We start from the raw sequence: 25,057 nt of genomic DNA on the forward strand, positions 1-25,057 counted from the left end.
GCATGACAGGCTGATCGATCCCCTCGAGGAAATCCATGCCCTCGCCCGTCAGATTGAGTGGATCGACCGAGTCCAACGGTACGGCCGTCGCGGCATAATCGAGTTTGGCCGCAGAAAGGGCATCCACCACATCGGTGAAGTACATGCAGTTCCAGTCCCGATTGAAATACTCATGGGCAACATACTGACGATTCTGCCCCTTGATGCTCTGCAGTTTGGCACCAACGCCCGGAGCCGTATCGGCATACAGGGGGTTTGCCGCCAACAACGCCTCTGAGAACTGCAGCGCTGCATCTATACGCTCAGCCGGAGCCATCGAGGCATTGGAGGCAAACCGGTTGTGGAGACTGAACAACTGGCGCAGCGGCGCCGAAGGCGACCACCCCGGAAAACAGTTGTAGCTGACATACAGCAAACCGCCTGGCTTGAGATGCCGCCGGACGAACTCAACGATCAACTTCTGGTTATCGCGACTGACCCAGGTCCAGATCCCGTGCAAGCTGATGCTGTCGAATTGCGGCAGGTCGTTACGAGCCAGTAATTGCTCAAAGCTGTCGTCATACAGTTGGGCATTGCTGCCACTGGCCACTGCCAACGTATTGGCGTGGGCAGCCTGCCCCGGATGGAAGTCGGTACCGACATAGTGCCCCGGATTGGCTGCCGCATGAATGTTGACCGAGACACCCTGACCAAAACCAAGCTCACAGTGGTAGGCATTAGCGCTTTCCAGGGTTGCAAAACCACGCAACAACAGGCAGTAGCGCTGGAAAACCGGGTTGATCTCCCGGGAATAGCTGTAGGTGTATCCCTCATCAGTGAAATAACCTTCGTTCCACGCCTCACTCATGACTTGCTTCCTTCCTGGTTATCGAGCAGAAAACTCCCTCTATATAAGAGGTAGTCGCTGCACATCACAAGCGGAAACCATCAGGGATAGGCACTCCCTGGCCCGATCGAACGCTATCCTCCCGGGGCGAGCGGCCAAAAAAGGCCTTGTAGGCTCGACTGAACGCAGCCTCCGATTCATAACCAATCGCGAAGCCGACTTCACCGATTCGGCTGCCATGTTTCAACAACATCGTTTTCGCCAACGTCAACCGCCATTCATTCTGATAACGCAGCGGCGAACGTCCAACCAATGTATTGAACCGCTCGCAGAAACTGGAACGCGACATGCCAGCAATTTCCGCCAGGGCATCAATGCGCCATTGCTGCCCTGGCGTTTCATGGATAGCTTTCAGCGCACGAGCAATGCGCGCGTCTGCCAACCCGCCTAGCCAGCCTGATGCGGCGCTCTGTCGAACCCATGTTCGCAGTATGCGGATGACGATGAGGTCAATAAGACGCGAGACCATCAGCGCACCACCCGGCTGCGTATCGTTGGCTTCGAGCAACATGAAATGCAGGATGCCCTCAGCCCAGTCCAGGGCTTCGGCTTTATGAATATGAATCAATCGAGGCAGGGCAAACAGCATGGCCTGGAAACTGCTCGCATCGAACCAGAATCGGCAGATCTGCACGGTCACTGGCCCCTGGCGAGCCATGAGCCGTATCCCCGCAGGATCGTGAGGGAGAAGAATGAGATCCCCCTGCTCCAGGGTCAGGGATGGCTGATCGGCAGCCTCCAGCTGCAACGCTCCGGTTTGCAGCACGCAAATGTGAGCGCTCCTCTCATCGAGTTCGAGGCATTGTCCACTCGCCAGCATGGACGAATAGACCCGATCCCCTGTCAGACGAATCTGCGCCAGCACCTGGGACAGTAGATCGCCCCTGGCAATCCCTTCCAACTGCATTTGCGGATGAATGATCAAGTTTTCCAGGGGATTCATCATGTCTGGCCGACCACGCCCTCATTAAGCTGACTTCCGAATCATAACGCGCTGAAGCAGACGAAACGACGTTCTCCAGCGGCAGCCGTTCATGCACATCATCCAATCATGCGGGAAAAATCAAATGTTCGGAATTTCCACCCTCGGCTGGATACATACCGTTGGCAGCCTGCCAGCCATCCCACTGGCAACCTATATGTTCATCCGCCACGGCCGTATCGTTCCTCGTTCCACGCCTGGATTGATCTATCTTGCGTCGATGCTGATCGGCGGCTTGACCGTATTCCTGGTCGCCCATCAACCTGTCAGCAAGATCATAGGCGTCCTCACGATCGCCCTGCTGCTGGCCGGTTATGGTGTGGGAAACATCACTTGGCTGGGACGGGCCCGGACGTATCTGGAAACCATCTTCCTGAGCCTGACCGCATTTCTCCTGATGGTACCCACCGTCTCCGAAACCTTGCGCCGAGTGCCCGACGGGCATCCTTTCGTTACCGACCTGAACTCTCCGGTACTACTGGCCGCGCAGGGCGCCATCGCCGTGCTGCTGATCATGGGGTTGAGTGCCCAGATGATTTACCTGTGCAGGAAGGGTGGGCAGTTCACGCAGGCCGTGCCGAGAAGCGTTGCACAAGAGCAGGGTGTGAAAACAGCGAGGCTTGATTGAGATGGTGTCCCAGGGCAGGTTCGAACTGCCAACCTTCCCCTTAGGAGGGGGATGCTCTATCCAATTGAGCTACTGAGACAACGAGTGCCACCAAGACAGGTGGCACGAAGGACGGCGTGCATGTTAACGGGCACGCCACCGTTTGTCATGTCGTCCATGGGCTTTTTAGCAATAGGCACCTTTGGCGCAGCATGCCAGGCAAAGATACACCTTCCCCCCCCAGCCCTCCCTGCCCCGAATATCAGGGGCAGCCTTGCGCGCCCCAACGCCGCTCGCCGGTCGGAAAACCCATTTGCGCCCCGGATCACACCGTTCGTCCACTAGAAAATCAGCTATTTGCCACTATGCTTCAACAATAGAGGCAAAAGGCCAGATCACCGCGTAGCATATGCGGAAGGACGGCTAATCGCCTCCAGACGGGCTTGGGATGGCCGATCAGAGCAGCGCACCGGCAAAAACTTTCAAACCAGTGCGCATTTCTGATAATTGGTGCTGGCATATCGCCTTTATCCAGTTCAATATTTGTCACAGAATTGACGCCAATGATCTGGCAAATTTGAGGCATGATGCGGGCCTCATCTCAATTCAGGTTGAACATTTGGCAAAGCATGCTGTCCTACTGACATCCTGCGGCCAATTCCGAGAACCGCTCCCCTGAACTAACCGGTTTAAAACTATGCGCCCATTGAAACAGGCAATTTATTCCAGCCGTACAGCTGACAAATTCGTCGTGCGTCTGCCCGATGGAATGCGGGAACGCATCGCCGACGTGGCCCGTAACCATCATCGCAGCATGAACTCCGAGATCATCGCGCGCCTGGAGCAGAGTCTTATTCAGGAAGGCGCCTTGGGCGACGAGCTCAGCATGCGTCTGGACAGCCCAGAACTGTCCCTGCATGAACGCGAACTGCTCCAGCGCTTCCGTCAACTGTCTCATCGTCAACAGAACGCCCTGGTGTCGCTGATCGCACACGACGCTGAAATGGCTGCAGACGCCAACTGATTCATCCCCGCAAGCTCAAGCCAGCCTCGTGCTGGCTTTTTTTTGCGTGAAATTCGGGAGGGAAGTACAGAAGAGGAGATGGAAGGGGAAAAGCAAAGGCGCAGCCCGAAGACTGCGCCTGGAGACTCAGAGCAGGAACACCGTCGCCAGCCCGAGAAAGATGAAGAAACCACCACTATCGGTCACCGCAGTGATCATGACGCTGGATCCCATCGCCGGATCACGCCCCAGGCGCACCAGAGTCATAGGGATCAGTACTCCCATCAAGGCCGCCAGCAGCAGGTTCAAGGTCATTGCAGCCGTCATGACCACACCCAACGACCAACTGCTATAAAGCACATAGGCAACGACGCCTATCACCCCACCCCATATCAGGCCGTTGAGCAGCGCCACTGCCAGCTCCTTGCGCATCAGGCGCGAGGTATTGCCGGTACTGACCTGATCCAGCGCCATGGCCCGCACGATCATGGTAATCGTCTGGTTGCCGGAGTTACCGCCGATCCCCGCAACGATAGGCATCAATGCAGCCAGAGCCACCAGTTTCTCGATGGAACCTTCGAAGAGCCCGATCACCCGCGAGGCGATAAAGGCGGTGATGAGGTTGATCGCCAGCCACGCCCACCGGTTACGCAAGGATCGCCAGACTGACGCGAAGATGTCCTCCTCTTCACGCAGACCCGCCATGTTGAGGACTTCGCTCTCGCTTTCCTCACGAATCAGGTCGACCATCTCGTCAATGGTCAGGCGGCCGATCAGCTTGCCGTTCTTGTCGACCACAGGGGCGGAGATCAGGTCATATCGCTCGAAGGCCTGGGCCGCGTCATAGGCGTCCTCATCCGGATGGAAACTGACCGGATCACTGGCCATGACATCGGCGACCTGTTTATCCGGGTCGTTGACCAGCAACCGCTTGATCGGCAACACACCCTTGAGCACGCCGTCATAATCCACGACAAACAGCTTGTCGGTGTGCCCCGGCAAGTCCTTGAGCCGACGCAAATAGCGCAATACCACTTCCAGGCTGACGTCTTCACGGATGGTGACCATCTCGAAGTCCATCAGTGCACCGACCTGCTCCTCGTCGTAGGACAGCGCGGAGCGAACGCGCTCACGCTGCTGGCCGTCGAGAGCCTCCATCAGCTCGTGCACGACATCCCGTGGCAATTCGGGCGCCAGGTCGGCAAGCTCGTCGGCATCCATCTCCTTGGCCGCGGCCAGGAGTTCGTGATCGTCCATGTCGGCGATCAGCGTTTCACGCACGGAGTCGGACACTTCGAGCAGAATGTCGCCATCGCGCTCGGCCTTGACCAACTGCCAGACCGTCAGGCGATCGTCCAGGGGCAAAGCTTCAAGAATATGGGCAACGTCGGCGGAGTGCAGATCATCGAGCTTGCGCTGCAGCTCGACGAGATTCTGCCGGTGAACCAGGTTTTCCACCCGATCCTGGTGATGACCTTCCTGACGGTGAGTCAGGTCTTCGACCACCCGCTGACGATGCAGCAGCTCAACGACTTGAGCCAGGCGGTCCTGCAGGCTTTCTTGAGATTTTTTTACTTCGATTTCGGTCATAGGCGAACTCCACTCCCAGCAGTGGACACGCCGGAAGGATCAATCAGTCAATTCTTGATTGGCAAAGCGGGATACTGAGTAACTACTGGGTAAGTCCATGGAGGTTTTCCACAAGCCCCGGCGGGGCTGACGGGGGCAATCATACACTGCCTTAGACGCTTTAACGGCAAAAATCTTGGCAAGAACAAGCGCTTGCGAGAAAGCCGGACATTCTTCAGCAGCTTTTCAATTCGACGACGCATCCCGAAAAGAAAACACACGCCTGCTGCAAAAGTCCGCGACTAGTCTTGGATAACGACCGTCATGGAGGACTGCCGATGCCACCCAGAACCTACTGCCTGCTGATCCCTCTCGTACTATGCCCACCCCCCGGCGCAATAGCCGCCGCGGTCCAGCGCTGCGAAGACAGCAACGGCCATATCACGTTCACTACACTGGGCTGTCCATACGACAGCAACCTGCAAATACAGCGAGTGAACACTCCAAAATCCGGCAACAAGATCCGTCCAACGCAACAACCAGCCGCAGCTCGCGAGCGCGCCTCTCCCCCCAGGGAGCTGATCGTAGTGGGTGAACATGACGATGGGTGTGGCAACCTGCTCGATGGGCGTTCGCGGCGCCAGGCCATCCTTCAGAAACAGGTACGCCCCGGCATGAACCGACTGGAAGTGGAAAGCGCCCTGGGCAAGCCGGACAGAATCAGTACGAGCAACAGCACCATGCGCTATCACTACAACCCGAAGAACGGTCGCAGCAGCCTGGTGCAGTTCGATGAGAGAGGATGTGTCAAACGCTAGATAGCAAAAAGCCCGCAATGTGTGCGGGCTTCTTGTTGTATGGTGCACTCGACAGGATTCGAACCTGTGACCGCTCGGTTCGTAGCCGAGTACTCTATCCAGCTGAGCTACGAGTGCATTTTGTGCTTTTAGACCAGACCACAACTGGTTGAAGCCACGTTACCTGTATTGCTACCGATGACGCTTAAATGGTGCACTCGACAGGATTCGAACCTGTGACCGCTCGGTTCGTAGCCGAGTACTCTATCCAGCTGAGCTACGAGTGCATTTGTTGCCGCGCATTATAGGTCGTTAAATCTTTTTGTAAAGCACTTTTTCTAGTAATTTCAACAACTTACCGAAAAAGCCAGATCGTAACGCACTAAACAAATAATGGCGGAGAACGGGGGATTCGAACCCCCGACACCCTTTTGAGGTGTACTCCCTTAGCAGGGGAGCGCCTTCGGCCACTCGGCCAGCTCTCCGCAACACGGGGCGTATATTAACCAGCTTTCTCCCCGTTTGCAAACAAAAAAAACGAGAAAAATTAATGGCTTGGTTCTTCGTCCTTCTCTTTCTTGATCCGCAGGTAGATTTCCTCACGGTGGACGGCCACTTCCTTGGGGGCGTTGACACCAATACGCACTTGATTTCCTTTGACGCCGAGCACGGTCACAGTGATTTCGCCATCACCAATGATCAGGCTTTCTGCGCACCGACGAGTCAGAATCAACATACCTATCTCCTCACGCATTTCAGTTCAGGGACAACACAGTCTGCAAAAAAAAGGGCTTCGGCCTACACGCAAGATAGCCATAGCCCTACGTCCCTAAGTATTGACGAGAGCGGGCAAAAGAACAGCACCTGCCCACACTTATCAAAAAATACAAAGGGCGCGGTTCAACCGCGCCCTTTGAGGTAACGCTGTTACTCGCCCTGGCGGGCCGCGTCCAGCTCAAACGCCGTGTGCAGCGCACGTACGGCCAGCTCCAGGTACTTCTCCTCGATCACGACCGACACCTTGATTTCGGAAGTGGAGATCATCTGGATATTGATGCTTTCCTTGGCCAGCGCTTCGAACATGCGGCTGGCAACACCCGCGTGGGAACGCATGCCGACACCGACGATCGAGACCTTGGCAATCTTGGTGTCGCCAATCACTTCCCGCGCGCCGATTTCGCGCGCGGTGTTCTCCAGCACGTTCTGCGCCGACTGGTAGTCGTTGCGGTGTACGGTGAAGGTGAAGTCGGTGGTGTTATCGTGCGAAACGTTCTGCACGATCATGTCGACTTCAATGTTGGCGGCACTGATCGGGCCGAGAATCTTGAAGGCCACGCCCGGAGTATCGGGCACGCCACGGATGGTCAGCTTGGCTTCATCGCGGTTGAAGGCGATGCCGGAAATGATCGGCTGTTCCATGGATTCCTCTTCATCAATGGTAATGAGGGTACCCGGACCCTCCTTAAAGCTGTGCAGAACGCGCAGCGGAACGTTGTACTTGCCGGCGAACTCGACTGCACGGATCTGCAGGACCTTGGAGCCGAGGCTGGCCATTTCCAGCATTTCTTCGAAGGTGATCTTGTCCAGGCGCTGGGCCGTCGCCACGACACGCGGGTCAGTGGTGTAGACGCCATCGACGTCGGTGTAGATTTGGCACTCGTCGGCCTTCAGGGCCGCTGCCAGCGCCACGCCGGTGGTGTCGGAACCGCCACGACCAAGGGTGGTGATATTGCCGTTCTCGTCAACACCCTGGAAACCGGCGACAACCACCACACGGCCTTCCTTCAGATCACCACGAATCTTCTGATCGTCGATCTGCAGGATGCGGGCCTTGGTGTGTGCGCTATCGGTCAGGATCCGCACCTGGTTGCCGGTGTACGACACCGCTGGCACACCACGCTTCATCAGCGCCATGGCCAGCAACGCGATAGTCACCTGCTCACCGGTGGAAACGATCACATCCAGTTCGCGGGGAACCGGCTGGTTCTCGCCACTGATTTGTTTGGCCAGATCGATCAGGCGATTGGTTTCGCCGCTCATCGCAGACAGCACAACCACCAGGTCATCGCCGGCTTCGCGGAATTTCTTAACCTTGTCGGCGACCTGCTCGATTCTCTCGACAGTGCCGACTGAGGTGCCTCCAAATTTCTGTACGATCAAAGCCATTTCTAAGCCGCCTCAGCCCGTAAAGGGGCGCCCATTAATCATTCAAACCACAGCCTCGCTGCCTATCACTAGTGGCCTGTGTGGCTAATTCGCCTACTCAACTCCGAGCCCATGACTTCGCCAGACGGCGTTGCCATTCCTCGCCGTAGCCCTGCTACGACTCGTCATGGCGCCTTGCCTGGCAAACCCCTGGACCCGAATTTGAGTCTTCGAATTAACCGTACAGGCCACTAGACGATAGGCATTGGCGCGAAGCCTTAAACGCCCTGCTCGACGAATGGCGCGGTCAGGGCCAGTGCGGCGTCCAGCGCCGAGGCGTCGGTACCGCCACCCTGCGCCATGTCGGGACGACCACCGCCCTTGCCACCCACCGCCGCAGCGGCTTGTTTCATCAGATCACCGGCTTTGAGTTGGCCGGTCAGGTCCTTGGTCACGCCAGCAACCAGCACGACCTTATCCTCATGGACACTGCCGAGCAGGATCACTGCGCGGCCGAGTTTGTTTTTCAGCTGATCGACCAGTGCCAGCAGGGCCTTGCCATCCTGGCCGTCCAGGCGTGCGGCCAGCACTTTCACACCCTTGACGTCCTGGGCCTGGGCCGACAGGTCGTCACCCGCAGCGCTCGCGGCCTTGGCCTGCAATTGCTCGAGTTGTTTTTCCAGCAGGCGATTGCGCTCCAGCACAGCCGACAGCTTGTCGATCAGGTTGTCGCGATTGCCCTTGATCAGGTTCGCGGCTTCCTTGAGTTGTTCTTCAGCGGCATTCAGGTAGGCCAGCGCCGCAGCACCAGTCACCGCCTCGATACGCCGCACACCCGACGCCACGCCGCCTTCACTGATGATCTTCAGCAGGCTGATGTCGCCGGTGCGGTTGGCATGAATGCCACCGCACAGCTCGACGGAGAAGTCACCGCCCATGCTCAACACACGTACGCTGTCCCCGTATTTCTCGCCGAACAGCGCCATCGCGCCTTTTTTCTTGGCGGTGTCGATGTCGGTTTCTTCGGTTTCCACCGCCGAGTTCTTGCGGATCTCGGCGTTGACGATATCTTCCAGGGCCTTGATCTGCTCCGGTTTGATCGCTTCGAAGTGACTGAAGTCGAAGCGCAGGCGCTGGCTGTCGACCAGCGAGCCTTTCTGCTGAACGTGGTCGCCCAGCACCTGGCGCAGCGCAGCGTGCAGCAGGTGGGTGGCCGAGTGGTTCAGCGAGGTGGCGTGGCGTACTTCGGCAGCGACCTGGGTTTCGACCTGGGCACCCACCAGCAGGCTGCCCTGGGCCAGCACGCCGTGGTGCAGGAAAGCACCGCCAGTCTTGGTGGTATCGCGCACATCGAAACGGCCGGCAGCCGCCTTGAGGTAACCGCAATCACCCACCTGGCCGCCCGACTCGGCGTAGAACGGCGTCTGGTCCAGGACCACGACGCCCTCTTCCCCTTCATTCAAGACGTCGACCGACTGCCCTTCTTTATAGAGCGCGACAACTTTCGCCGACCCGCTGGTGGCGCTGTAGCCGGTGAACTCGGTGGCCACATCGACCTTGACCAGGCTGTTGTAGTCCATGCCGAAGGAGCTGGCGGAACGGGCACGCTCGCGCTGGGCTTCCATCTCGCGCTCGAAACCGGCTTCGTCGAGAGTAAGGTTGCGTTCGCGGGCGATGTCGCCGGTCAGGTCCATCGGGAAACCATAGGTGTCGTAGAGCTTGAACACCACGTCGCCCGGGACGATGGAACCCTTGAGCTCGGCCAGGTCCTGCTCGAGGATCTTCAGGCCCTGCTCCAGGGTCTTGGCAAACTGTTCTTCCTCAGCCTTGAGCACGCGCTCGATGTGCGCCTGCTGGGATTTCAGCTCGGGGAAGGCTTCGCCCATCTCGGCCACCAGCGCGGCGACGATCTGGTAGAAGAAGCTGCCCTTGGCGCCCAGCTTGTTGCCATGACGGCAGGCGCGACGAATGATCCGGCGCAGCACATAGCCACGACCTTCGTTGGACGGCAGCACGCCATCGGCGATCAGGAAGCCGCAGGAACGGATGTGGTCGGCGACCACTTTCAGCGAGGCCTGATTGTCGTTGGCGCAACCGATGGCCTGGGCCGAAGCGCTCAGCAGGCTCTGGAACAGGTCGATCTCGTAGTTGGAGTGAACGTGCTGCAGCACCGCGCTGATCCGCTCCAGGCCCATGCCGGTGTCCACCGACGGTGCTGGCAGCGGGTGCAGCACGCCATCAGCGGTGCGGTTGAACTGCATGAACACGTTGTTCCAGATCTCGATGTAGCGGTCGCCGTCTTCCTCCGGAGAACCGGGTGGGCCGCCCCAGATGTCGGCGCCGTGATCGTAGAAAATCTCGGTGCAAGGACCGCACGGGCCGGTGTCGCCCATGGTCCAGAAGTTGTCGGAAGCGTAGGGCGCGCCCTTGTTGTCGCCGATACGAACCATGCGCTCGGCCGGCACGCCGACTTCCTTGGTCCAGATATCGTAGGCTTCGTCATCGCTGGCATAGACCGTGACCCAAAGCTTCTCCTTCGGCAGGTTCAGCCACTTGTCGGAGGTCAGGAAGGTCCAGGCGAAGGTGATGGCATCGCGCTTGAAATAGTCTCCGAAGCTGAAGTTACCCAGCATTTCGAAAAAGGTATGGTGACGAGCGGTGTAGCCGACGTTTTCCAGATCGTTGTGCTTGCCGCCGGCGCGAACGCACTTCTGGCTGCTGACCGCGCGGGTATAGGCGCGTTTTTCCTGCCCCAGGAAACAATCCTTGAATTGGTTCATCCCCGCGTTGGTAAACAACAGGGTCGGGTCGTTGCCCGGGATCAAAGAGCTCGAGGCGACACGGGTGTGGCCCTGCTCTTCGAAGAAGCGAAGGAAGGCTTCACGGATTTCTGCGCTTTTCATAGGTTCTTCCACGGAGTCTGCAGCCGGAGGCAAGTGCATCACGTCTGAATGGATTTGCGACTTGCAAAGGGCCGCATTATATCGGCCCTGAGCCCAGGGTACAGTGTGTTTATACGATAGAAACCGTCAATTGGACGGCCTGCAGGCTCATTGGCGGTTAAATTCGGCCAATACCGCGACCACCTGCTCGATTTGTGCTCGATCGACATCCATGTGCGTCACCATCCGCAAACGTGGCGCAGCACTCAGGCGCACACCGCGCTCGCCGGCAAAGGTCTTGAGCGCCCAGGAGCGCATCCGCCATGCCCGCGCTGGGTTGGGTAACCGTGTCGCTGCGAAGATCGATGACAGTCATGAAGCAGGCCTCGTCATGAAGGAGTGGCATCGGGAACATCCCGTTCGAACGCCATTACTGCGGTCGTGAGCGCCGATAATCAAGCGCCACGATGGCAAATGCCGAAGCGTACGAGAAAAATTCGATGGTTATTATCGCAACGCCCTCCATGCACACCTTGGAAATATATGGTAAAAAATCGCCGCTGCCAGAAATGACTGGTGGCGACGTTCTCAGGGCGGGGTGCAATTCCCCACCGGCGGTAATGGCGCGCAATGCACCTAGCCCGCGAGCGCTTGACGAAACGGACGGCCAGGCCGATCCATCGCCAAGGTCAGCAGACCCGGTGTGATTCCGGGGCCGACGGTCACAGTCCGGATGAAGAGAGAACGGGATTGGCACCCAAGGGCCGTTACCCGGGATCGCCGTGCGCTTGCCCGACAGCAACGCACTGCCGACCTGAACGTACCCTTGAATCCCATTCGATTCATAACGCCCTGTTTTTCAAACAAACAGGAGTCAGAACAGATGCAAACCACCACTATCCACCACAACCAGCGCATCGCCTTCATCCAGGCTTGCTGGCACAAGGATATTGTCGACCAAGCCCGCCATGGTTTCGTCAGCGAAATTGCCAAGCTCGGCTATCAGGAAAGCGATATCGACTTCTTCGAGGTCGGCGGCGCCTTCGAAATCCCCCTGCATGCCAAGTTGCTGGCCAAGTCCGGTCGTTATGCCGGCGTCGTCGCGGCGGGGCTGGTGGTCGACGGCGGGATCTATCGCCACGACTTCGTCGCCACTGCGGTGATCGATGGCCTGATGCAGGTCCAACTGGACACCGAGGTCCCCGTGTTCTCGGTGGTCCTGACGCCTCATCACTTCCACGCCGGTGAGGAACATCAGAAGTTCTTCTTCGATCACTTCGTGCACAAGGGCCAGGAAGCGGCAAAAACCTGCGCCGACACCCTGAGCAAACTGCGCGCACTGCCACGTCCGGCAGCGCAGAAACTGGCGGTCTGAAGCCGCCTCGACCTGCCGGTGCGTGCCGGCAGGTCACTCACCGCCACCCCGCATAACTATCTACGCTCTACCCGCCGTCCTTTCCGGGTTAAGTGGGCTCGACTATCGCGCGCCATCGCAGCGATCGAGACCCAATGTCCAAGGAGGCACCATGAGCGTTTTCCCCAACCCGAGCCCCATCCAGGCCGTCCTGCCCGAGCACGAATACCGGATCGACGGCGGCACCGAGCCCCACCCGCCCAGCACCCGCTTTCTGCAGCAGTACCCGGGCGATCAAAGAGTCCTGCTGGTGTACTCACTTCATCAGGACGCCAATGTCGTGGTCGAACGCCATCGACTGCAGGTATCGGACACCTACCGCGGCCCTATCGATCACCTGGTCTTCAACACCGACCGTCGCGATGATCGCATCCACCTCTACCAGCGCGATCACCTGATCCTCGATATCAACGACCACCGGTATCACCTGAACCTGGCTTCGGACAGCCAGGTGATCGTCCTGCGCACCCAGGCAGGCGATGACGACATCCGTGTGGAAGATGCCGTGGAGACCACGGTCTTCATCGACTCGGCGCAGGGAAACGACCTCGTGGTCAGCGGCGGTGGCTTCACCAAGGTCAACGCCGGTGACGGCAACGACCGTATTTTCACCCGCCGCGGCGCCAGCTATATCGAGGCCGGGGCCGGTGACGATCTCGTCAGGGCCCTGGGCAGCGGCGCCATCACCGCCTACGGCGCGCAAGGCCGTGACATCCTGCTGGGAGGAGAAGGCCCCTGTTTCCTCGAGGGTGGCCAGGACGACGACGTGTTGCAGGGCGGTGCCGGCCACAGTGTGCTCAGCGGCTCCGATGGTGACGACCACATCATTTGCGGCCCCGATCGCACCACCGTCTACACGGGGACAGGCCACGATACCGTCGACAACCTGAAGCCGGATGACACGCTATTCAATGCCTACTCCGCCAGCAGACCGGTTCCGCCGCCCGACATCGACCCTCGCGGCATCATCATCGCGGCCCAGAGCCTGGACCGCTGCGGCGTGGTCGCAGAGGGCTCCGCATCGTTCAAGGAAAGGGTGAACGACGACCTGAGGTTGCTCCTGGGCTCCGAAAAGGGTCGACAGCTGCTGGATGCCCTGGAACAAGCCAGACAAAAAAGCGGAATTCCCGTGGTGGTCAGGGAACTGACCGAGGAGGAAAACGGCATGACCTTCCCGAATCGCTCGGAAGAGGATTATCCCTTTATCGAAAACGGCCAGGCCGGGGTAGCGACCGAAGGCTGCCGGGTCTACTACGACCCCTCGTTTCTCAAGGGTGAAGTCACCAGCATCGTGCATCTGTATCACGAGCTGTGCCATGCCTACAATTTCGTAACCGGAACGATGTTTCCTGACGCGAGCCCCGATGGTATCGAGGGCGACAAGCCTCGCCACATGATACCCAATGCCGAACTCCAGGCTGTTGGACTGGACGTCGAGGCGCCGCCCTTCCGTTTCCCTGGCCAGCCCACCTCCTTGACCAGCAACCCCGAGGCCTTCAGCGAGAACGGCTTGCGCAGGGAGTTGGGCATCCCCCCACGCAAACAGTACCGTGAGGGTTGAATACACGCCCAGGCGGGGTCAGGCCAACTCTTCGCTCGCGCTGGGCACCACCAGGATCCCCGCCCGCAGGCCGTTTTTCACCTTCGGGTTGGGAAAAATGATCCGCGCATCGTCCTCCTCCACCACCCAGCGGCTGCCCGCCAGGTCCTCGGCCAGCAGGTAACCCTTGGGCAAGGGCGAGAAGTTCTCGATATCCGCCGGCAGGTGCAGCAGGAAGGCATCGCTGTGCTTGATGACTTCGCGTGCCACGCTGAACAGTTGCAGGCCGTCAAGCGCCTGCCCGGTGACCGGTTCGTCGCCTTCGATGATCTGCTTGAGGCGCAACTCCAGACGCGACACATCCACGCCCTGGTTTTGCCCGAACGGTCGGGCCTTGCCCAGCTCCAGGGTGAAAGCCTCGGCACCGAGCTTGTCATAGGTGTAGCTGCTGAAGACGATGGAAGGCTTGTTCTGCAGCAGCACCGCGGTGATACCACTGGCCTGCAGGCGCGCCAATTCGTGGCGTGAGTGCGCACGGCCTTCCTTGAAGGGATAGAGTGCGAACTGCTCGATCTTCGACCCACGAATCGCAGTATGCAGGTCGTAGTGCAGGCGGCTGCGATCGGCCACGCTGAAAAAACTCGCGGCCAGCCGTTCCAGCTCGCAGGCGCGCAACGCTTCGTTGCCGCTGCTCTGCTCATGACGGCCGTTGAACAGCCGGTTGATATCCTGCTCGATATAACGCTCGCCGTGACGCATCGCCTCGGGGTTGCCGAACAGGAACAGGATACGGGCCCGCGGCTTGAGGTCGCCGCGCGCAATGTCATGCAACAGGCGATCGAGCAATTCGATCGGCGCTGTCTCGTTGCCATGGATGCCGGCGGAGAGCAACAGATCCAGCCCGTTGTCCCGCCCTTGGGGAGGCCGCACTTCCAGTGCGCCCTCGCTCAGCCAGCGCATCCGCACGCCTTCGACCGTCAGTTGAGTCTTCTCCGCCGGTTCACGACCGGCGAGGGTCAGTTCAAGCAGTTTGCCGAGGGCGAGCATAGCGCGGTGTTCCTTGATCAGTGATCGTGATTGCAGTCGGGACCGTGCACGTGATCGTCGTCGCCGACGTCGGCCGGTTCCATTTCCAGTTGCAGGCTTACAAGATTAGTCGCCAATGGGCGCAGCAGCAGGTTGGCATACTCGGCATCGTCTTCCTCGACATCCACACCGATCAGCAACTGGCCACGACCGTCCTGCTGGATCCACACCTCCTTGCCCTGCCAGATCACGGCAAAACGCGTGCAGGAGGTTTGCAGTTGAGTGCCATCAGTGTCTTCAAGAATCAGCTGCAGGGGGGAATCGCTCATGTTCATGCTCTCATCTGGGGAAAGACCACGGCCCCGACCTTCCATGGAAGGCAGGGCCCCGGTTTTCAATTGATCTGGAATGGATAAACCGAGCCCAGTTTAAGGATTTGCGTCAGTTCATCCAGCGCCGTCCGGCACTCGAGCAACAACTGCGGGTCAGCCAGGTCGCTTTCGCGCAGGGCATCGCGGTAGTGCCTTTCGACCCATTGGGTCAGCGTATCGTACAACGGCGCGGTCATGATAACCCCTGGGTTGACCGCCGCCAGTTCCGATTCATTCAGCGCCACACGCAGGCGCAGGCACGCGGGGCCACCGCCATTTTGCATGCTCTGCTTGAGATCGAAGACCTTCACCTCGCGAATCCGCCCGGCGGACGCGGTCAGGCTCTGCAGGTAGTGCCAGACACGCTCGTTCTTGCGGCACTCCTCCGGCACGATCAGCATCATGCTGCCATCGGCGCGGCTGAGCAGTTGGCTGTTGAACAGATAGGAACGCACCGCGTCATCCACCGTCACCTGGGCACGTGGCACGCAGATCGCCTGGAAGTTGCCGCCACGCTTGGCCAGCTTGTCCCGCAGTTCGGCAAGAACCCGCTCAGTGTCGAGGAACGCGTCCTCGTGATAGAACAGCACCTCGCCGTTACCCACCGCGATCACATCGTTGTGAAACACACCCTGGTCGATCACCGCCGGGTTCTGCTGGGCGTAGACCACACCGTCATCGCTCAGGCCGTGCAGGCGGGCGACCGCCTGCGAGGCTTCGAGGGTCTGGCGCGCCGGGTATTTCTGCGGGGCCGGGTAGCGGGTGTCGAACGCACTGCGACCGAACACGAAGAACTCGACGCCGGCATCACCGTACTCACGGCAGAAACGCGTGTGGTTCGCCGCGCCCTCGTCGCCGAACTGGGCGACGGCAGGCAGGGCGGCGTGATGAGCGAAGTAGCGGTCATCGGCGAACATCGCGCCCAACACACGGCTGGTGGTCGGATGCTCGATGCTGCGATGGTACTTGCAGTTCAGGTTGGCTGCGGTGAAATGCACACGGCCATCGGCGGTGTCGGCACTCGGGCTGACGGTGCCGGCATTGGCCACCCACATGCTCGATGCCGAGCAACTGGCGACCAGCAGCGGCATGGCCTGTTTCGCCGCCTGTTCGATCACCTGGGCATCGCTGCCAGCGAAACCAAGGCGACGCAGCGCAGCGACATCCGGGCGCTCCTGGGGCGCGAGTACGCCTTGGACGAAGCCCATCTCCATCAACGCCTTCATCTTCGCCAAGCCCTGCAGCGCCGCTTCCTTGGGATTGGACGCCTGCTGGCTGTTGCTTTGGGAGGCAACATTGCCGTAGGACAGGCCGCCGTAGTTGTGGGTCGGGCCTACAAGACCGTCAAAATTGACTTCAAAGGATTTCATCGGCGAGGCTCCAGGAAAAGCTGTTGTTATAGACATCAGGTAATGCGGTGGATGGCGACCGCGGTGTGGTCATTCGCGGGCAAGCCCTGCTCCTACAGATCAGTGTTCAACCTAAGGTTGACTCGGCCCCTGTAGGAGCCGGGCTTGCCCGTGAATGGGACCCGCAGGCCCCACACGATTCAGAGTTTCACACCCGGCGTCAGGCTCGCAGGCACTACCAGGTTCGGCGTCTCCAGAGAAGCGACTGGATACGCACAGTAGTCCGCCGCGTAATAGGCACTGGCGCGATGGTTGCCCGAGGCCCCTACCCCGCCGAACGGCGCACTGCTCGCGGCGCCGGTCAGTTGCTTGTTCCAGTTGACGATCCCCGCCCGGCTCTGCAGCCAGAACTGCCGGTAACGCGCCTCGGAGTCGGAAAGCAGGCCCGCCGCCAGGCCGAATTGGGTGTTGTTCGCCTCGGCGATCGCTGCGTCGAAACCGGTGTAGCGAATCACCTGCAGCAATGGTCCGAAGAATTCTTCATCCGAACGCCCGGCCACTGCCGTCACATCGATGATCCCCGGCGTCAGCAGGGCCGCACCGGCCTGGGGCTGGGTCATCGGCAGCAATGCCACGGCACCGTTGGCCAGCAGGCTCGCCTGGGCCTCCATCAATGCTCGCGCCGCTGCCAGGGAAATTACCGAACCCATGAACGGCGCCGGCTGCTGGTCGAACGCACCGACCTCGATATTCCCGCTGACCTCGACCAGGCGCGCCAGCAACTGGTCGCCCCAGGTCCCTTCCGGTACCAACAGGCGACGGGCACAGGTGCAGCGCTGGCCGGCGGAGATGAACGCCGACTGGATGATGGTATAGACCGCCGCATCCAGGTCGGCGACCTGGTCCACCACCAGTGGGTTGTTGCCGCCCATTTCCAGGGCGAGAATCTTGTCCGGGCGACCGGCGAACTGCTGGTGCAGATGATTGCCGGTACGGCTCGACCCGGTGAAAAACAGGCCGTCAATGCCCGGGTTGCCCGCCAGGGCGATGCCGGTTTCCCGGGCGCCCTGCAGCAGGTTCAGCACTCCGGCCGGCAACCCGGCCTCGATCCAGCACTTGACCGTCAGCTCGGCAACTTTCGGCGTCAGCTCGCTCGGTTTGAACAGCACGCTGTTACCGGCCAGTAACGCCGGGACGATATGCCCATTGGGCAGGTGTCCAGGGAAGTTGTAGGGGCCGAACACCGCCACCACGCCATGGGGCTTGTGGCGCAACACAGCGCTGGCATCACCCAGCGGACCACTCTTCTCGCCGGTACGCTCACGGTAGCTCTGGATCGAAATGGCGATCTTGTTGACCATGCTGGTCACTTCGGTGGCCGCTTCCCACAGTGGCTTGCCGGTTTCTTCACCGATGCAGCGGGCCAGTTCGTCGGCACGGCCTTTCAGGCTGGCGGCAAAGGCTTCGAGCACCACGATACGCTCGTCCAAGCTGCGCTGTGCCCAGGCCGGGAAAGCCTCGCGAGCCGCCTGCACGGCCTGCTCGACCTGCGCCACACTGGCGCCGTTGCCGCTCCACAGCACCTGCTGGGTCACCGGGTTCAACGATTCAAAAGCCTCGCCCTGGCCTGCATGCCATTGGCCTGCGATGTAAAGCGTGCTCATTATTTCGACTCCCGGGAAGCAGACAGCGGAACCGCGCGGACCGAATCACCCGCGCTCAATTGAAGACGTTTCGCAGTCAGCGGATCGACCACCAGGGTTCCCGCCGCGAATCGCGCGGGAGCGGCCGTGATCCGGCAGTCATCGCACTGGCGGTTGTGGATCAGGAACGGCGTGGCATCGTCGCCTGGTGTACCGATGGCCAGCACCAGCGCCTGGCTGTCGCGCACGGCGCGGATCTTGCTGGTCTCGCATTCCACCGCCGGGCCGGCGTCGAAGATATCGACATAACCCTGGTAGCTGAAACCTTCGCTCCTGAGCATCGACAGGGCCGGCTCGGTATCGGTGTGCACCTTGCCGATCACCGCCCGTGCGCCTTCGGAAAGGAAGCAGGTGTACAACGGGAACTTCGGCATCAGTTCGGCAATGAACGCCTTGTTGCCGACGCCGGTCAGGTAGTCGGCCTGGCTGAATTCCATCTTGAAAAAGTGCCGCCCCAGGCTTTCCCAGAATGGCGAGCGCCCGTCCTCGTCGGACATGCCACGCATTTCGGCAATGATCTTCTGGCCGAACAGCTGCGGGAACTCGGCGATGAACAGCATCCGCGCCTTGGCCAGCATCCGCCCGTTGAGACCGCTGCGGTAGTCGGCATGCAGGAACAGCGAGCATAGCTCGGAGTTGCCGGTCAGGTCGTTGGCCAGGAACAGCGTCGGGATCTCGCGGTAGATATTCAGTTCCTGGGAGGCACTGACGGTCAGGCCGACCCGGAAGTTGTACCAGGGCTCGCGCAAGCCGACGGCACCGGCGATCGCCGAGATACCCACCACCCGGCCGTTGTCGTCCTCAAGTACGAACAGGTAGTCCGCATCGCCACGCCCGGCTTCGCCACGGAAGGTTTTTTCCGCCCAACCGACCCGATGGGCCAAACGCGCCTCGTTGGCCGGCAAGGTGGTCAGGCCGGTGCCGGTGCTGCGGGCCAGGTCGATCAGAGCGGGTAAGTCGCTGCTGCGTACGGGACGAACGATCATGCTATCTCCTCGGACGGGCGCCACTTGGCGGCACCCGCGAAACTCGCTGTAGGGCTGCTTTCGATACCGGCGTCAGACCGCCACCAGGCGCACACTGCCGCCTTCGCCGACACCCAGGGCTTCGGCCGCCTCCTGGTCCAGGGTCACTGGCTTGCCAGGTGCGTAATCGAGCTCCAGCAGCACCGCGCGGTAGTCCTGGAGCTGGCCGTTGGAGACCAGGTACTCGCGGCCGGCATTGCCGGTATCGCCAATCTTCACTGGCACCACTCGGCTCTGGGCGATCGAGCGGATGCCGCTGACCCGCGCATGCAGGGTCGGGCCACCGTCGAAGATGTCGATGTAGTGATCGGTCTCGAAACCTTCGCGCATCAGGATGTCGAAGGTGATCTGCGCCCGCGGGTGTACCTGGCCCATGGCTTCCTGGGCCTCGTCCGGCAGCAGTGGCACGTAGATCGGGTAATGCGGCATCAGTTCGGCGAGAAAGGTCCGGCTCTTGAGGCCGCAGAGGCGCTCGGCCTCGGCGTAGTTCAGATCGAAGAAGTTGCGACCGATAGCGTCCCAGAACGGCGAGTCGCCATGCTCGTCGCTATAGCCGACGATCTCGGTCACCACCGAATCGGCGAAGCGCTCCGGATGACTGGCCACGAACAACAGGCGCCCCCGTGAGTTGAGTTCCGACCAGGCCGACCCCACCAGTTCCGGCACCACGTAGAAACTGGTCAGCAGGCTGTTGCCGGTCAGGTCATGGCACTGCGAGAGCACGTGGATCTTGTTGTGGATCTTCAACTCGCGGGAAGCGTGCACGAAGGTCTCGTTGCGGAAGCTGTAGAAAGGCTCCGAGTAGCCGGCCGAGGCGACGATCGCCGAGCAGCCCGCGAGCTTGCCGGTGTCGGTATCCTCAAGCACGAAGAAATAGCTTTCCTCGCCGTTGAAGCTGACCTCGGCCGCAAACGACGCTTCGCTGGCGGCGATCTTGTCACGCAGCCGATCCTCGTCATCCGGCAGGGAAGTGACACCGATGGGGCTGTCGGCGGCCAGGCGCCGCACCTCGTCCAGGTCAGCCATTTGCGCGGGGCGCATCACCAGCATGGTGTCACTCCTTAATTGAAAACAGGCCGGCGACATCGCCGACACAGGGAAAAAAATGCCGGGCATGCCCGGCACAGGAATAATCTGTCCGTCATCGGCCGATCGGCGCGACGACGGAGGTACAGCCCCTCAGCCGATCAAGCCTGTGTCAGCTTGGCGACGGCGCGCTCGAAACGGTCCAGGCCTTCCTGGATGTCGGCATCCTCGACCACCAGGCTTGGCGCGAAACGCACCACGTCCGGACCGGCCTGCAGGATCATCAGGTTCTCCTGCTCGGCGGCGTTGAACACATCCTTGGCCTTGCCTTTCCAGGCGTCGGCCAGTACACAGCCAAGCAGCAGGCCCATGCCGCGCACTTGGCTGAACAGGCCGTACCTGGCGCCGATCTGCTCCAGGCGGGCCTTGAAGGCGGCATGCTTGGCATCGACACCGGCCAACACCTCGGGGGTATTGATCACATCGAGTACCGCGTTACCGACCGCGCACGCCAGCGGGTTACCGCCGTAGGTGGTGCCATGGGTCCCGACCACCAGGTGCTTGGCCAGCGCTTCGGTGGTAAGCATCGCGGCAATCGGGAAACCGCCGCCCAGGCTCTTGGCGCTGGTGAGGATGTCCGGGGTCACGCCGTAGTGCATGTACGCGAACAGCTTGCCGGTACGGCCCATGCCGCTCTGCACTTCGTCGAACACCAGCAGCGCATTGTGCTGGTCGCACAGCTCGCGGGCGCCCTGCAGGTAGGCCAGTTCGGCCGGCAGTACGCCGCCCTCGCCCTGGATAGGTTCCAGGACCACGGCGCAGGTCTTGTCCGAGACAGCAGCCTTCAGTGCCTCCAGGTCGTTGTACGGCACATGGGTGATGCCGGTGATCTTCGGACCGAAGCCATCGGAGTATTTCGACTGGCCACCAACGTTCACGGTGAACAGGGTGCGGCCGTGGAAGCTGTTGAGCGCCGCGATGATCTCGTATTTTTCCTCGCCGAAACGGTCGAACGCCACGCGACGGGCCAGCTTGAAGGCGGCCTCGTTGGCTTCGGCGCCGGAGTTGCAGAAGAACACGCGCTCGGCAAAGGTCGCGTCCACCAGTTTCTTGGCCAGGCGCAGGGCCGGCTCGTTGGTGAAGACATTGGACACATGCCACAAGGTGTTGGCCTGTTCGGTCAGCGCACCGACCAGCGCCGGGTGGGAATGGCCAAGTACGTTCACCGCGATCCCGCCGGCAAAATCGATCAGCTCGCGACCGGATTGGTCCCAGACCCGGGAACCGGCACCACGCACGGGAATAAAAGCCGCAGGCGCGTAGTTGGGAACCATTACCTGGTCGAAATCGGCGCGTTGCACCGGAGCTTGCTCAACGGACATCGGAGTCTCCTGGAGAGGAACGCCTGCCTGAAACTGGCGAGCGATGGGGGGATTGTAAGGACAGATTCCGGTCTGGCCTTGCCGCGAAGCGACAACTTCTTATAGCGCCAAACCGGGTTTTGCCGGGGTTGTCGGCAATGCGACAAATAGCATCGCAAAGGCGCAGTTTAAACGGTGAGAGGCTTTTCATGCAGAGTCGCGACGATGAGATTTTCGACTAACGAGCGCCGCTGCATGATTTTTAGGAAAATGCCGGGAATCCGGATGGAAAACCCATCCGGCCAGCAGGCTGGCAAGCGCCGGGACAGCGATGCCGATAGCCCAGGTCAGCCGCGCTCGGCAGGCACCGAAGACAACTCGAACGGACTGCTGCTGCGTCGCTGGTTGCGATCTTCACGTGGCGTGGCGCCAAAGAAGTTGCGGTAGGCGCTGGAGAAGTGCGGCCCCGAGGAGAAACCGCAGGACAGGCCGATCTGGATGATCGACTTGCTGGTCTGCATCAGCATCTGCCGGGCCTTGTTCAGACGCAATTCCAGGTAGTACTGGCTCGGCACACGGTTGAGATACTGCTTGAAGATCCGTTCCAACTGCCGCCGGGAGACACAGACATGCTGGGCAATTTCGTCGGTGGTCAGCGGCTCCTCGATATTGGCCTCCATCAGCAGCACCGCCTGGGTCAGCTTAGGATGGCTGGAGCCGAGGCGGTTCTGCAGCGGAATACGCTGGCGCTCACCGCCTTCGCGAATACGCTCCACCACCAGCTCCTCGGACACCGCGCCGGCCAACTCCGCGCCGTGGTCGCGAGCCAGCACCGCCAGCAGCAGGTCGAGTACCGACATCCCGCCACAAGCGGTCAGACGATCGCGATCCCAATCGAACAGGTGACTGGTGGCAATCACCTTGGGGAAACGCTCGGCAAAATCATCCTGCCAGCGCCAGTGCACCGCCGCCCGATAGCCATCGAGCAGGCCCAATTGGGCGAGCGGGTAAACACCAGCAGACAATCCGCCGATCATGCAGCCGGTACGCACCAGTTGCTTGAGTGCGCTTCCCAATGCTGGCGCCAGCACCGCAGGCGGCTCGTCGGCCAGCAGGAACAGCTTCTGACAACCTTCGAGCTTGCCGGCCCAGGGCTCCCCCGGCAATTGCCAGCCAGCCGCAGCAGCCTCTTCGCCTGGTGCTTCCGCCTGCAGGAACGCCAGTTCGTAGACGACCTCTGGGTGCACACGTTGAGCGACACGCAAGGCCTCCTCCGCCAGCGCCAGCGTCAAGGCTTTAGTGCTGGGCCAAATCAGGAAACCAATTCGATGGGCAGTCATGGCGTGCAATCCGAAAGCAGAACAGGGTTAAAAGCCGAAAGCGACCTCATCACAGTAGACCAGGTCGCGCACGGCACGCAGGATGACCTATTTTGGTGCACAGTGGCAGCAGAAAAAGCGACGACTATTTCAGGCTGCCCGACAGAAATTGCTGCAGGCGCTCGGACTGCGGATTGACCAGCACTTCACGAGGATTGCCACGTTCTTCCACCACGCCCTTATGCAGGAACACAAGCTGGTTGGAAACCTCACGGGCAAAGCCCATTTCGTGGGTCACCACCACCATGGTCCGACCTTCCTGGGCCAGTGCCTGCATGACCTTCAGCACGTCGCCGACCAGCTCCGGGTCGAGGGCCGAGGTCGGCTCGTCGAACAGCATGACTTCCGGCTCCATCGCCAGCGCCCGGGCAATCGCCACGCGCTGTTGCTCACCGCCGGACATATGCCCCGGATAGGCATCCTTGCGATGGGCCACACCGACCTTGTTCAGGTAGTGCTCGGCCTTTTCAAGGGCTTCCTTCTTCGACACGCCCAGCACGTGTACAGGCGCCTCGATGATGTTTTCCAGCGCGGTCATGTGAGACCACAGGTTGAAGTGCTGGAACACCATCGACAGCCGCGAACGCATGCGCTGCAGTTGCTTGGGATCGGCCGCCCGCATGGCGCCATCCTTGTTGGCGACGAGCTTGAGCTCTTCGTTGTTGAGCAGGATGCGTCCGGCGTGGGGCTGCTCGAGCAGGTTGATGCAGCGCAGGAAGGTACTCTTGCCGGAGCCGCTGGAGCCGATGATGCTGATCACATCGCCGGCCTGGGCAGCCAGGGAAACGCCCTTGAGCACCTCGTGACTGCCATAGCGTTTATGCAGGTCTTGGACTTCAAGCTTGTACATGCGGTCGGTTCTCACAAAAACAGTCAGGTCAGTCGCTGAGCAGGCGCCCGTGGCGCAGGGGCTCGCGCCCCGCCACCTTGGCCAGCCAGATCGCGGGTTGGGCGTAGCGCAGCCGTTCAACGGCAAACAGAACACCGGCGGTACCGGCACAGACGGTGCTGGCACGGTCGGACAAGGGATCGATCACTTCGAACAGCGGTTCACCGGGCTCGACCCAACTGCCCACCGGACACAGGTAGCTGACCACCCCGGCATGGGGCGCATAGAGCAACTCAGTGCCTTCGAACGGCATCGCCTCGCAGGCCTCGTGCTGCGCCGTCGGCCACTCGCCGTCGATCAGCCCCTGCTCGGCGAGAAACGCCAAGATGCCTTCGGCGTGGGCCACCGCCTCGTCACGACCGGTGTCGGCCTGGCCGCCCAGCTCGATAGTGGTGGACATTCCCGCCAGCGGAACCGAGGCCTCGGGGAAACGCCGGGACAGACGCAGCCAGGGCAACGAACAGGCTTCGTCGAACGAGGTACCGCCGGAGTCCTCTGCCACCAGCGCCACCCGGACACCCAGGTGCGCAGCCAGGGAACGCCATTGCGGCCAGTGCTGCGGCAGCGCATACATGTGCAGCGCCGCCTCGCAGTCGCAATGCAGGTCCAGTACGATATCGGCATCGCAGGCATGGCCAAGCAGGATTCGCTGCATGCCCTGCAACGGACTTGCGGCTGGCGGCAACTCGGCCAGCACATCGCGCATGGCCTGGCGAATCAACTGGACATTGGCGTGGGGATCGTCTCCCAGGCGCCCGTCGACCAGCGCCGCGACCGGCTCGCTCAACTCGACGAAGTCGCGGTTGAAGTTCCTGCCGCTGGAATACTCGAACCGCCCCTGGTGATTACCTTGCAGCAATTGCCCAAGACCGATCGGGTTGGCCACCGGCACCAGCTCGACAACGCCCTTCAGGGCACCGCGGGCCTCCAGTTCGCCAAGGCGCTTCTTCAATTCCCAGGCGGTACGCATGCCCGGCAGTTCGTCGGCATGCAGGCTGGCCTGGATATAGGCCTTGCGCTCGCCACTGCCGAAACGGAACACCGACAACCGGCGCTCGGTACCCAGGCTGCTCCAGGGCAGGGAATGATCGATACGTTCCATC

At 60.7% G+C, this 25,057-nt stretch carries 21 protein-coding genes, 4 tRNA genes, 2 pseudogenes and 1 riboswitch (1 of these 28 only partly in view); of the genes and pseudogenes, 6 read left to right on the top strand and 21 right to left on the bottom strand.

Annotation, left to right across the window (positions count from 1 at the left end; all coding sequences use genetic code 11):
- Together AC6I6U_RS29810 and AC6I6U_RS29815 are read right to left on the bottom strand one after the other, a co-directional pair.
- A protein-coding gene (locus AC6I6U_RS29810) for a methyltransferase regulatory domain-containing protein (RefSeq protein WP_497879530.1) crosses the window boundary here: on the bottom strand, positions 1 to 847 show its 5' portion. The gene continues 698 nt to the left of window position 1, outside the view; only the first 847 of its 1,545 coding nucleotides appear in the window; it begins with the start codon at positions 845 to 847; its stop codon lies off the left edge, out of view.
- 64 nt (positions 848 to 911) lie between these two features.
- The gene (locus tag AC6I6U_RS29815) at positions 912 to 1,832 is read right to left on the bottom strand and encodes an AraC family transcriptional regulator (RefSeq protein WP_497879531.1); all 921 of its coding nucleotides are present in this window, start codon (positions 1,830 to 1,832) and stop codon (positions 912 to 914) included.
- An 88-nt stretch (positions 1,833 to 1,920) separates the two neighbouring features.
- On the opposite strand from AC6I6U_RS29815, the gene AC6I6U_RS29820 reads away from it, so the two are divergent.
- A complete protein-coding gene (locus AC6I6U_RS29820; RefSeq protein WP_497879532.1) occupies positions 1,921 to 2,496 on the top strand; it encodes a hypothetical protein in 576 nt (191 codons plus the stop codon).
- A 2-nt stretch (positions 2,497 to 2,498) separates the two neighbouring features.
- Here the strand turns inward: AC6I6U_RS29820 and AC6I6U_RS29825 are convergent.
- A tRNA-Arg gene (locus AC6I6U_RS29825) sits at positions 2,499 to 2,575 on the bottom strand.
- 597 nt (positions 2,576 to 3,172) lie between these two features.
- Between AC6I6U_RS29825 and AC6I6U_RS29830 the strand changes: the two genes are divergently transcribed.
- Positions 3,173 to 3,499, top strand: coding sequence for an Arc family DNA-binding protein (locus AC6I6U_RS29830; protein WP_010452248.1), 327 nt, complete (start codon positions 3,173 to 3,175; stop codon positions 3,497 to 3,499).
- 126 nt (positions 3,500 to 3,625) lie between these two features.
- On the opposite strand, the gene mgtE is transcribed toward AC6I6U_RS29830, so the two are convergent.
- Entirely contained in the window at positions 3,626 to 5,068 is a 1,443-nt protein-coding gene (gene mgtE, locus AC6I6U_RS29835; protein WP_497879533.1) for a magnesium transporter, read from the bottom strand.
- Between the two features lie 317 nt (positions 5,069 to 5,385).
- Here mgtE and AC6I6U_RS29840 point away from each other — a divergent pair.
- Together AC6I6U_RS29840 and bamE are read left to right on the top strand one after the other, a co-directional pair.
- Positions 5,386 to 5,580, top strand: a pseudogene (locus tag AC6I6U_RS29840) (DUF4124 domain-containing protein); the annotation flags it as partial.
- Between the two features lie 54 nt (positions 5,581 to 5,634).
- Positions 5,635 to 5,865 carry an outer membrane protein assembly factor BamE domain-containing protein gene (bamE, locus tag AC6I6U_RS29845; protein ID WP_497883165.1) on the top strand — a complete coding sequence of 77 codons (231 nt, stop codon included), beginning with the start codon at positions 5,635 to 5,637 and terminating at the stop codon, positions 5,863 to 5,865.
- Between the two features lie 40 nt (positions 5,866 to 5,905).
- On the opposite strand, the gene AC6I6U_RS29850 is transcribed toward bamE, so the two are convergent.
- From AC6I6U_RS29850 to AC6I6U_RS29880, 7 genes and pseudogenes are all read right to left on the bottom strand, one after another.
- Positions 5,906 to 5,982 (bottom strand) — tRNA-Arg (locus tag AC6I6U_RS29850).
- A gap of 72 nt (positions 5,983 to 6,054) precedes the next feature.
- Positions 6,055 to 6,131: transfer RNA gene (locus AC6I6U_RS29855), tRNA-Arg, on the bottom strand.
- A 107-nt stretch (positions 6,132 to 6,238) separates the two neighbouring features.
- Positions 6,239 to 6,329, bottom strand: a tRNA-Ser gene (locus tag AC6I6U_RS29860).
- A 62-nt stretch (positions 6,330 to 6,391) separates the two neighbouring features.
- Positions 6,392 to 6,580, bottom strand: coding sequence for a carbon storage regulator CsrA (csrA, locus tag AC6I6U_RS29865; protein WP_002554426.1), 189 nt, complete (start codon positions 6,578 to 6,580; stop codon positions 6,392 to 6,394).
- A 191-nt stretch (positions 6,581 to 6,771) separates the two neighbouring features.
- A complete protein-coding gene (locus AC6I6U_RS29870) occupies positions 6,772 to 8,010 on the bottom strand; it encodes an aspartate kinase (protein ID WP_497879534.1) in 1,239 nt (412 codons plus the stop codon).
- A gap of 257 nt (positions 8,011 to 8,267) precedes the next feature.
- Complete coding sequence (gene alaS, locus AC6I6U_RS29875; RefSeq protein ID WP_497879535.1) at positions 8,268 to 10,892, bottom strand: alanine--tRNA ligase; 2,625 nt, start codon at positions 10,890 to 10,892, stop codon at positions 8,268 to 8,270.
- 147 nt (positions 10,893 to 11,039) lie between these two features.
- Positions 11,040 to 11,186 (bottom strand): annotated as a pseudogene (locus AC6I6U_RS29880) (low-specificity L-threonine aldolase); the annotation flags it as partial.
- 265 nt (positions 11,187 to 11,451) lie between these two features.
- A riboswitch (FMN riboswitch) is annotated at positions 11,452 to 11,621 on the top strand.
- Between the two features lie 133 nt (positions 11,622 to 11,754).
- Between AC6I6U_RS29880 and AC6I6U_RS29885 the strand changes: the two are divergent.
- Positions 11,755 to 12,246, top strand: coding sequence for a 6,7-dimethyl-8-ribityllumazine synthase (locus AC6I6U_RS29885; protein WP_497879536.1), 492 nt, complete (start codon positions 11,755 to 11,757; stop codon positions 12,244 to 12,246).
- 151 nt (positions 12,247 to 12,397) lie between these two features.
- Positions 12,398 to 13,846 carry a M91 family zinc metallopeptidase gene (locus AC6I6U_RS29890; RefSeq protein ID WP_497879537.1) on the top strand — a complete coding sequence of 483 codons (1,449 nt, stop codon included), beginning with the start codon at positions 12,398 to 12,400 and terminating at the stop codon, positions 13,844 to 13,846.
- Positions 13,847 to 13,864: 18 nt separating this feature from the next.
- Here the strand turns inward: AC6I6U_RS29890 and astE are convergent, their stop codons facing one another.
- The 10 genes from astE to AC6I6U_RS29940 all read right to left on the bottom strand — a co-directional run bounded on the left by astE (position 13,865) and on the right by AC6I6U_RS29940 (position 25,056).
- The gene (gene astE / locus AC6I6U_RS29895) at positions 13,865 to 14,872 is read right to left on the bottom strand and encodes a succinylglutamate desuccinylase (RefSeq protein ID WP_497879538.1); all 1,008 of its coding nucleotides are present in this window, start codon (positions 14,870 to 14,872) and stop codon (positions 13,865 to 13,867) included.
- Positions 14,873 to 14,889: 17 nt separating this feature from the next.
- A complete protein-coding gene (locus AC6I6U_RS29900; RefSeq protein ID WP_010445475.1) occupies positions 14,890 to 15,180 on the bottom strand; it encodes a hypothetical protein in 291 nt (96 codons plus the stop codon).
- Between the two features lie 65 nt (positions 15,181 to 15,245).
- Entirely contained in the window at positions 15,246 to 16,592 is a 1,347-nt protein-coding gene (gene astB, locus AC6I6U_RS29905; RefSeq protein WP_497879539.1) for an N-succinylarginine dihydrolase, read from the bottom strand.
- A gap of 179 nt (positions 16,593 to 16,771) precedes the next feature.
- Positions 16,772 to 18,238: a succinylglutamate-semialdehyde dehydrogenase gene (gene astD, locus AC6I6U_RS29910; RefSeq protein ID WP_497883135.1), complete on the bottom strand. Its 1,467-nt coding sequence runs from the start codon at positions 18,236 to 18,238 to the stop codon at positions 16,772 to 16,774.
- Positions 18,235 to 19,260 carry an arginine N-succinyltransferase gene (astA, locus tag AC6I6U_RS29915; RefSeq protein WP_497879540.1) on the bottom strand — a complete coding sequence of 342 codons (1,026 nt, stop codon included), beginning with the start codon at positions 19,258 to 19,260 and terminating at the stop codon, positions 18,235 to 18,237. Before astA ends, astD begins: the two co-directional genes overlap by 4 nt.
- A 72-nt stretch (positions 19,261 to 19,332) precedes the next feature.
- Positions 19,333 to 20,349 carry an arginine/ornithine succinyltransferase subunit alpha gene (gene aruF / locus AC6I6U_RS29920; RefSeq protein WP_497879541.1) on the bottom strand — a complete coding sequence of 339 codons (1,017 nt, stop codon included), beginning with the start codon at positions 20,347 to 20,349 and terminating at the stop codon, positions 19,333 to 19,335.
- A gap of 137 nt (positions 20,350 to 20,486) precedes the next feature.
- On the bottom strand, positions 20,487 to 21,707 hold the full coding sequence (locus tag AC6I6U_RS29925; protein WP_497879542.1) for an aspartate aminotransferase family protein: 1,221 nt from the start codon (positions 21,705 to 21,707) through the stop codon (positions 20,487 to 20,489).
- A 326-nt stretch (positions 21,708 to 22,033) separates the two neighbouring features.
- Positions 22,034 to 23,026, bottom strand: a complete 993-nt coding sequence (gene argR, locus AC6I6U_RS29930; RefSeq protein WP_497879543.1) for a transcriptional regulator ArgR — start codon at positions 23,024 to 23,026, stop codon at positions 22,034 to 22,036.
- Positions 23,027 to 23,150: 124 nt separating this feature from the next.
- A complete protein-coding gene (locus tag AC6I6U_RS29935; protein ID WP_497879544.1) occupies positions 23,151 to 23,915 on the bottom strand; it encodes an ABC transporter ATP-binding protein in 765 nt (254 codons plus the stop codon).
- A gap of 28 nt (positions 23,916 to 23,943) precedes the next feature.
- Positions 23,944 to 25,056, bottom strand: coding sequence for a succinylglutamate desuccinylase/aspartoacylase family protein (locus AC6I6U_RS29940; RefSeq protein WP_497879545.1), 1,113 nt, complete (start codon positions 25,054 to 25,056; stop codon positions 23,944 to 23,946).
- Position 25,057: the final 1 nt, after the last annotated feature.

It is taken from the genome of Pseudomonas sp. UTLPPB19802, assembly GCF_059730225.1.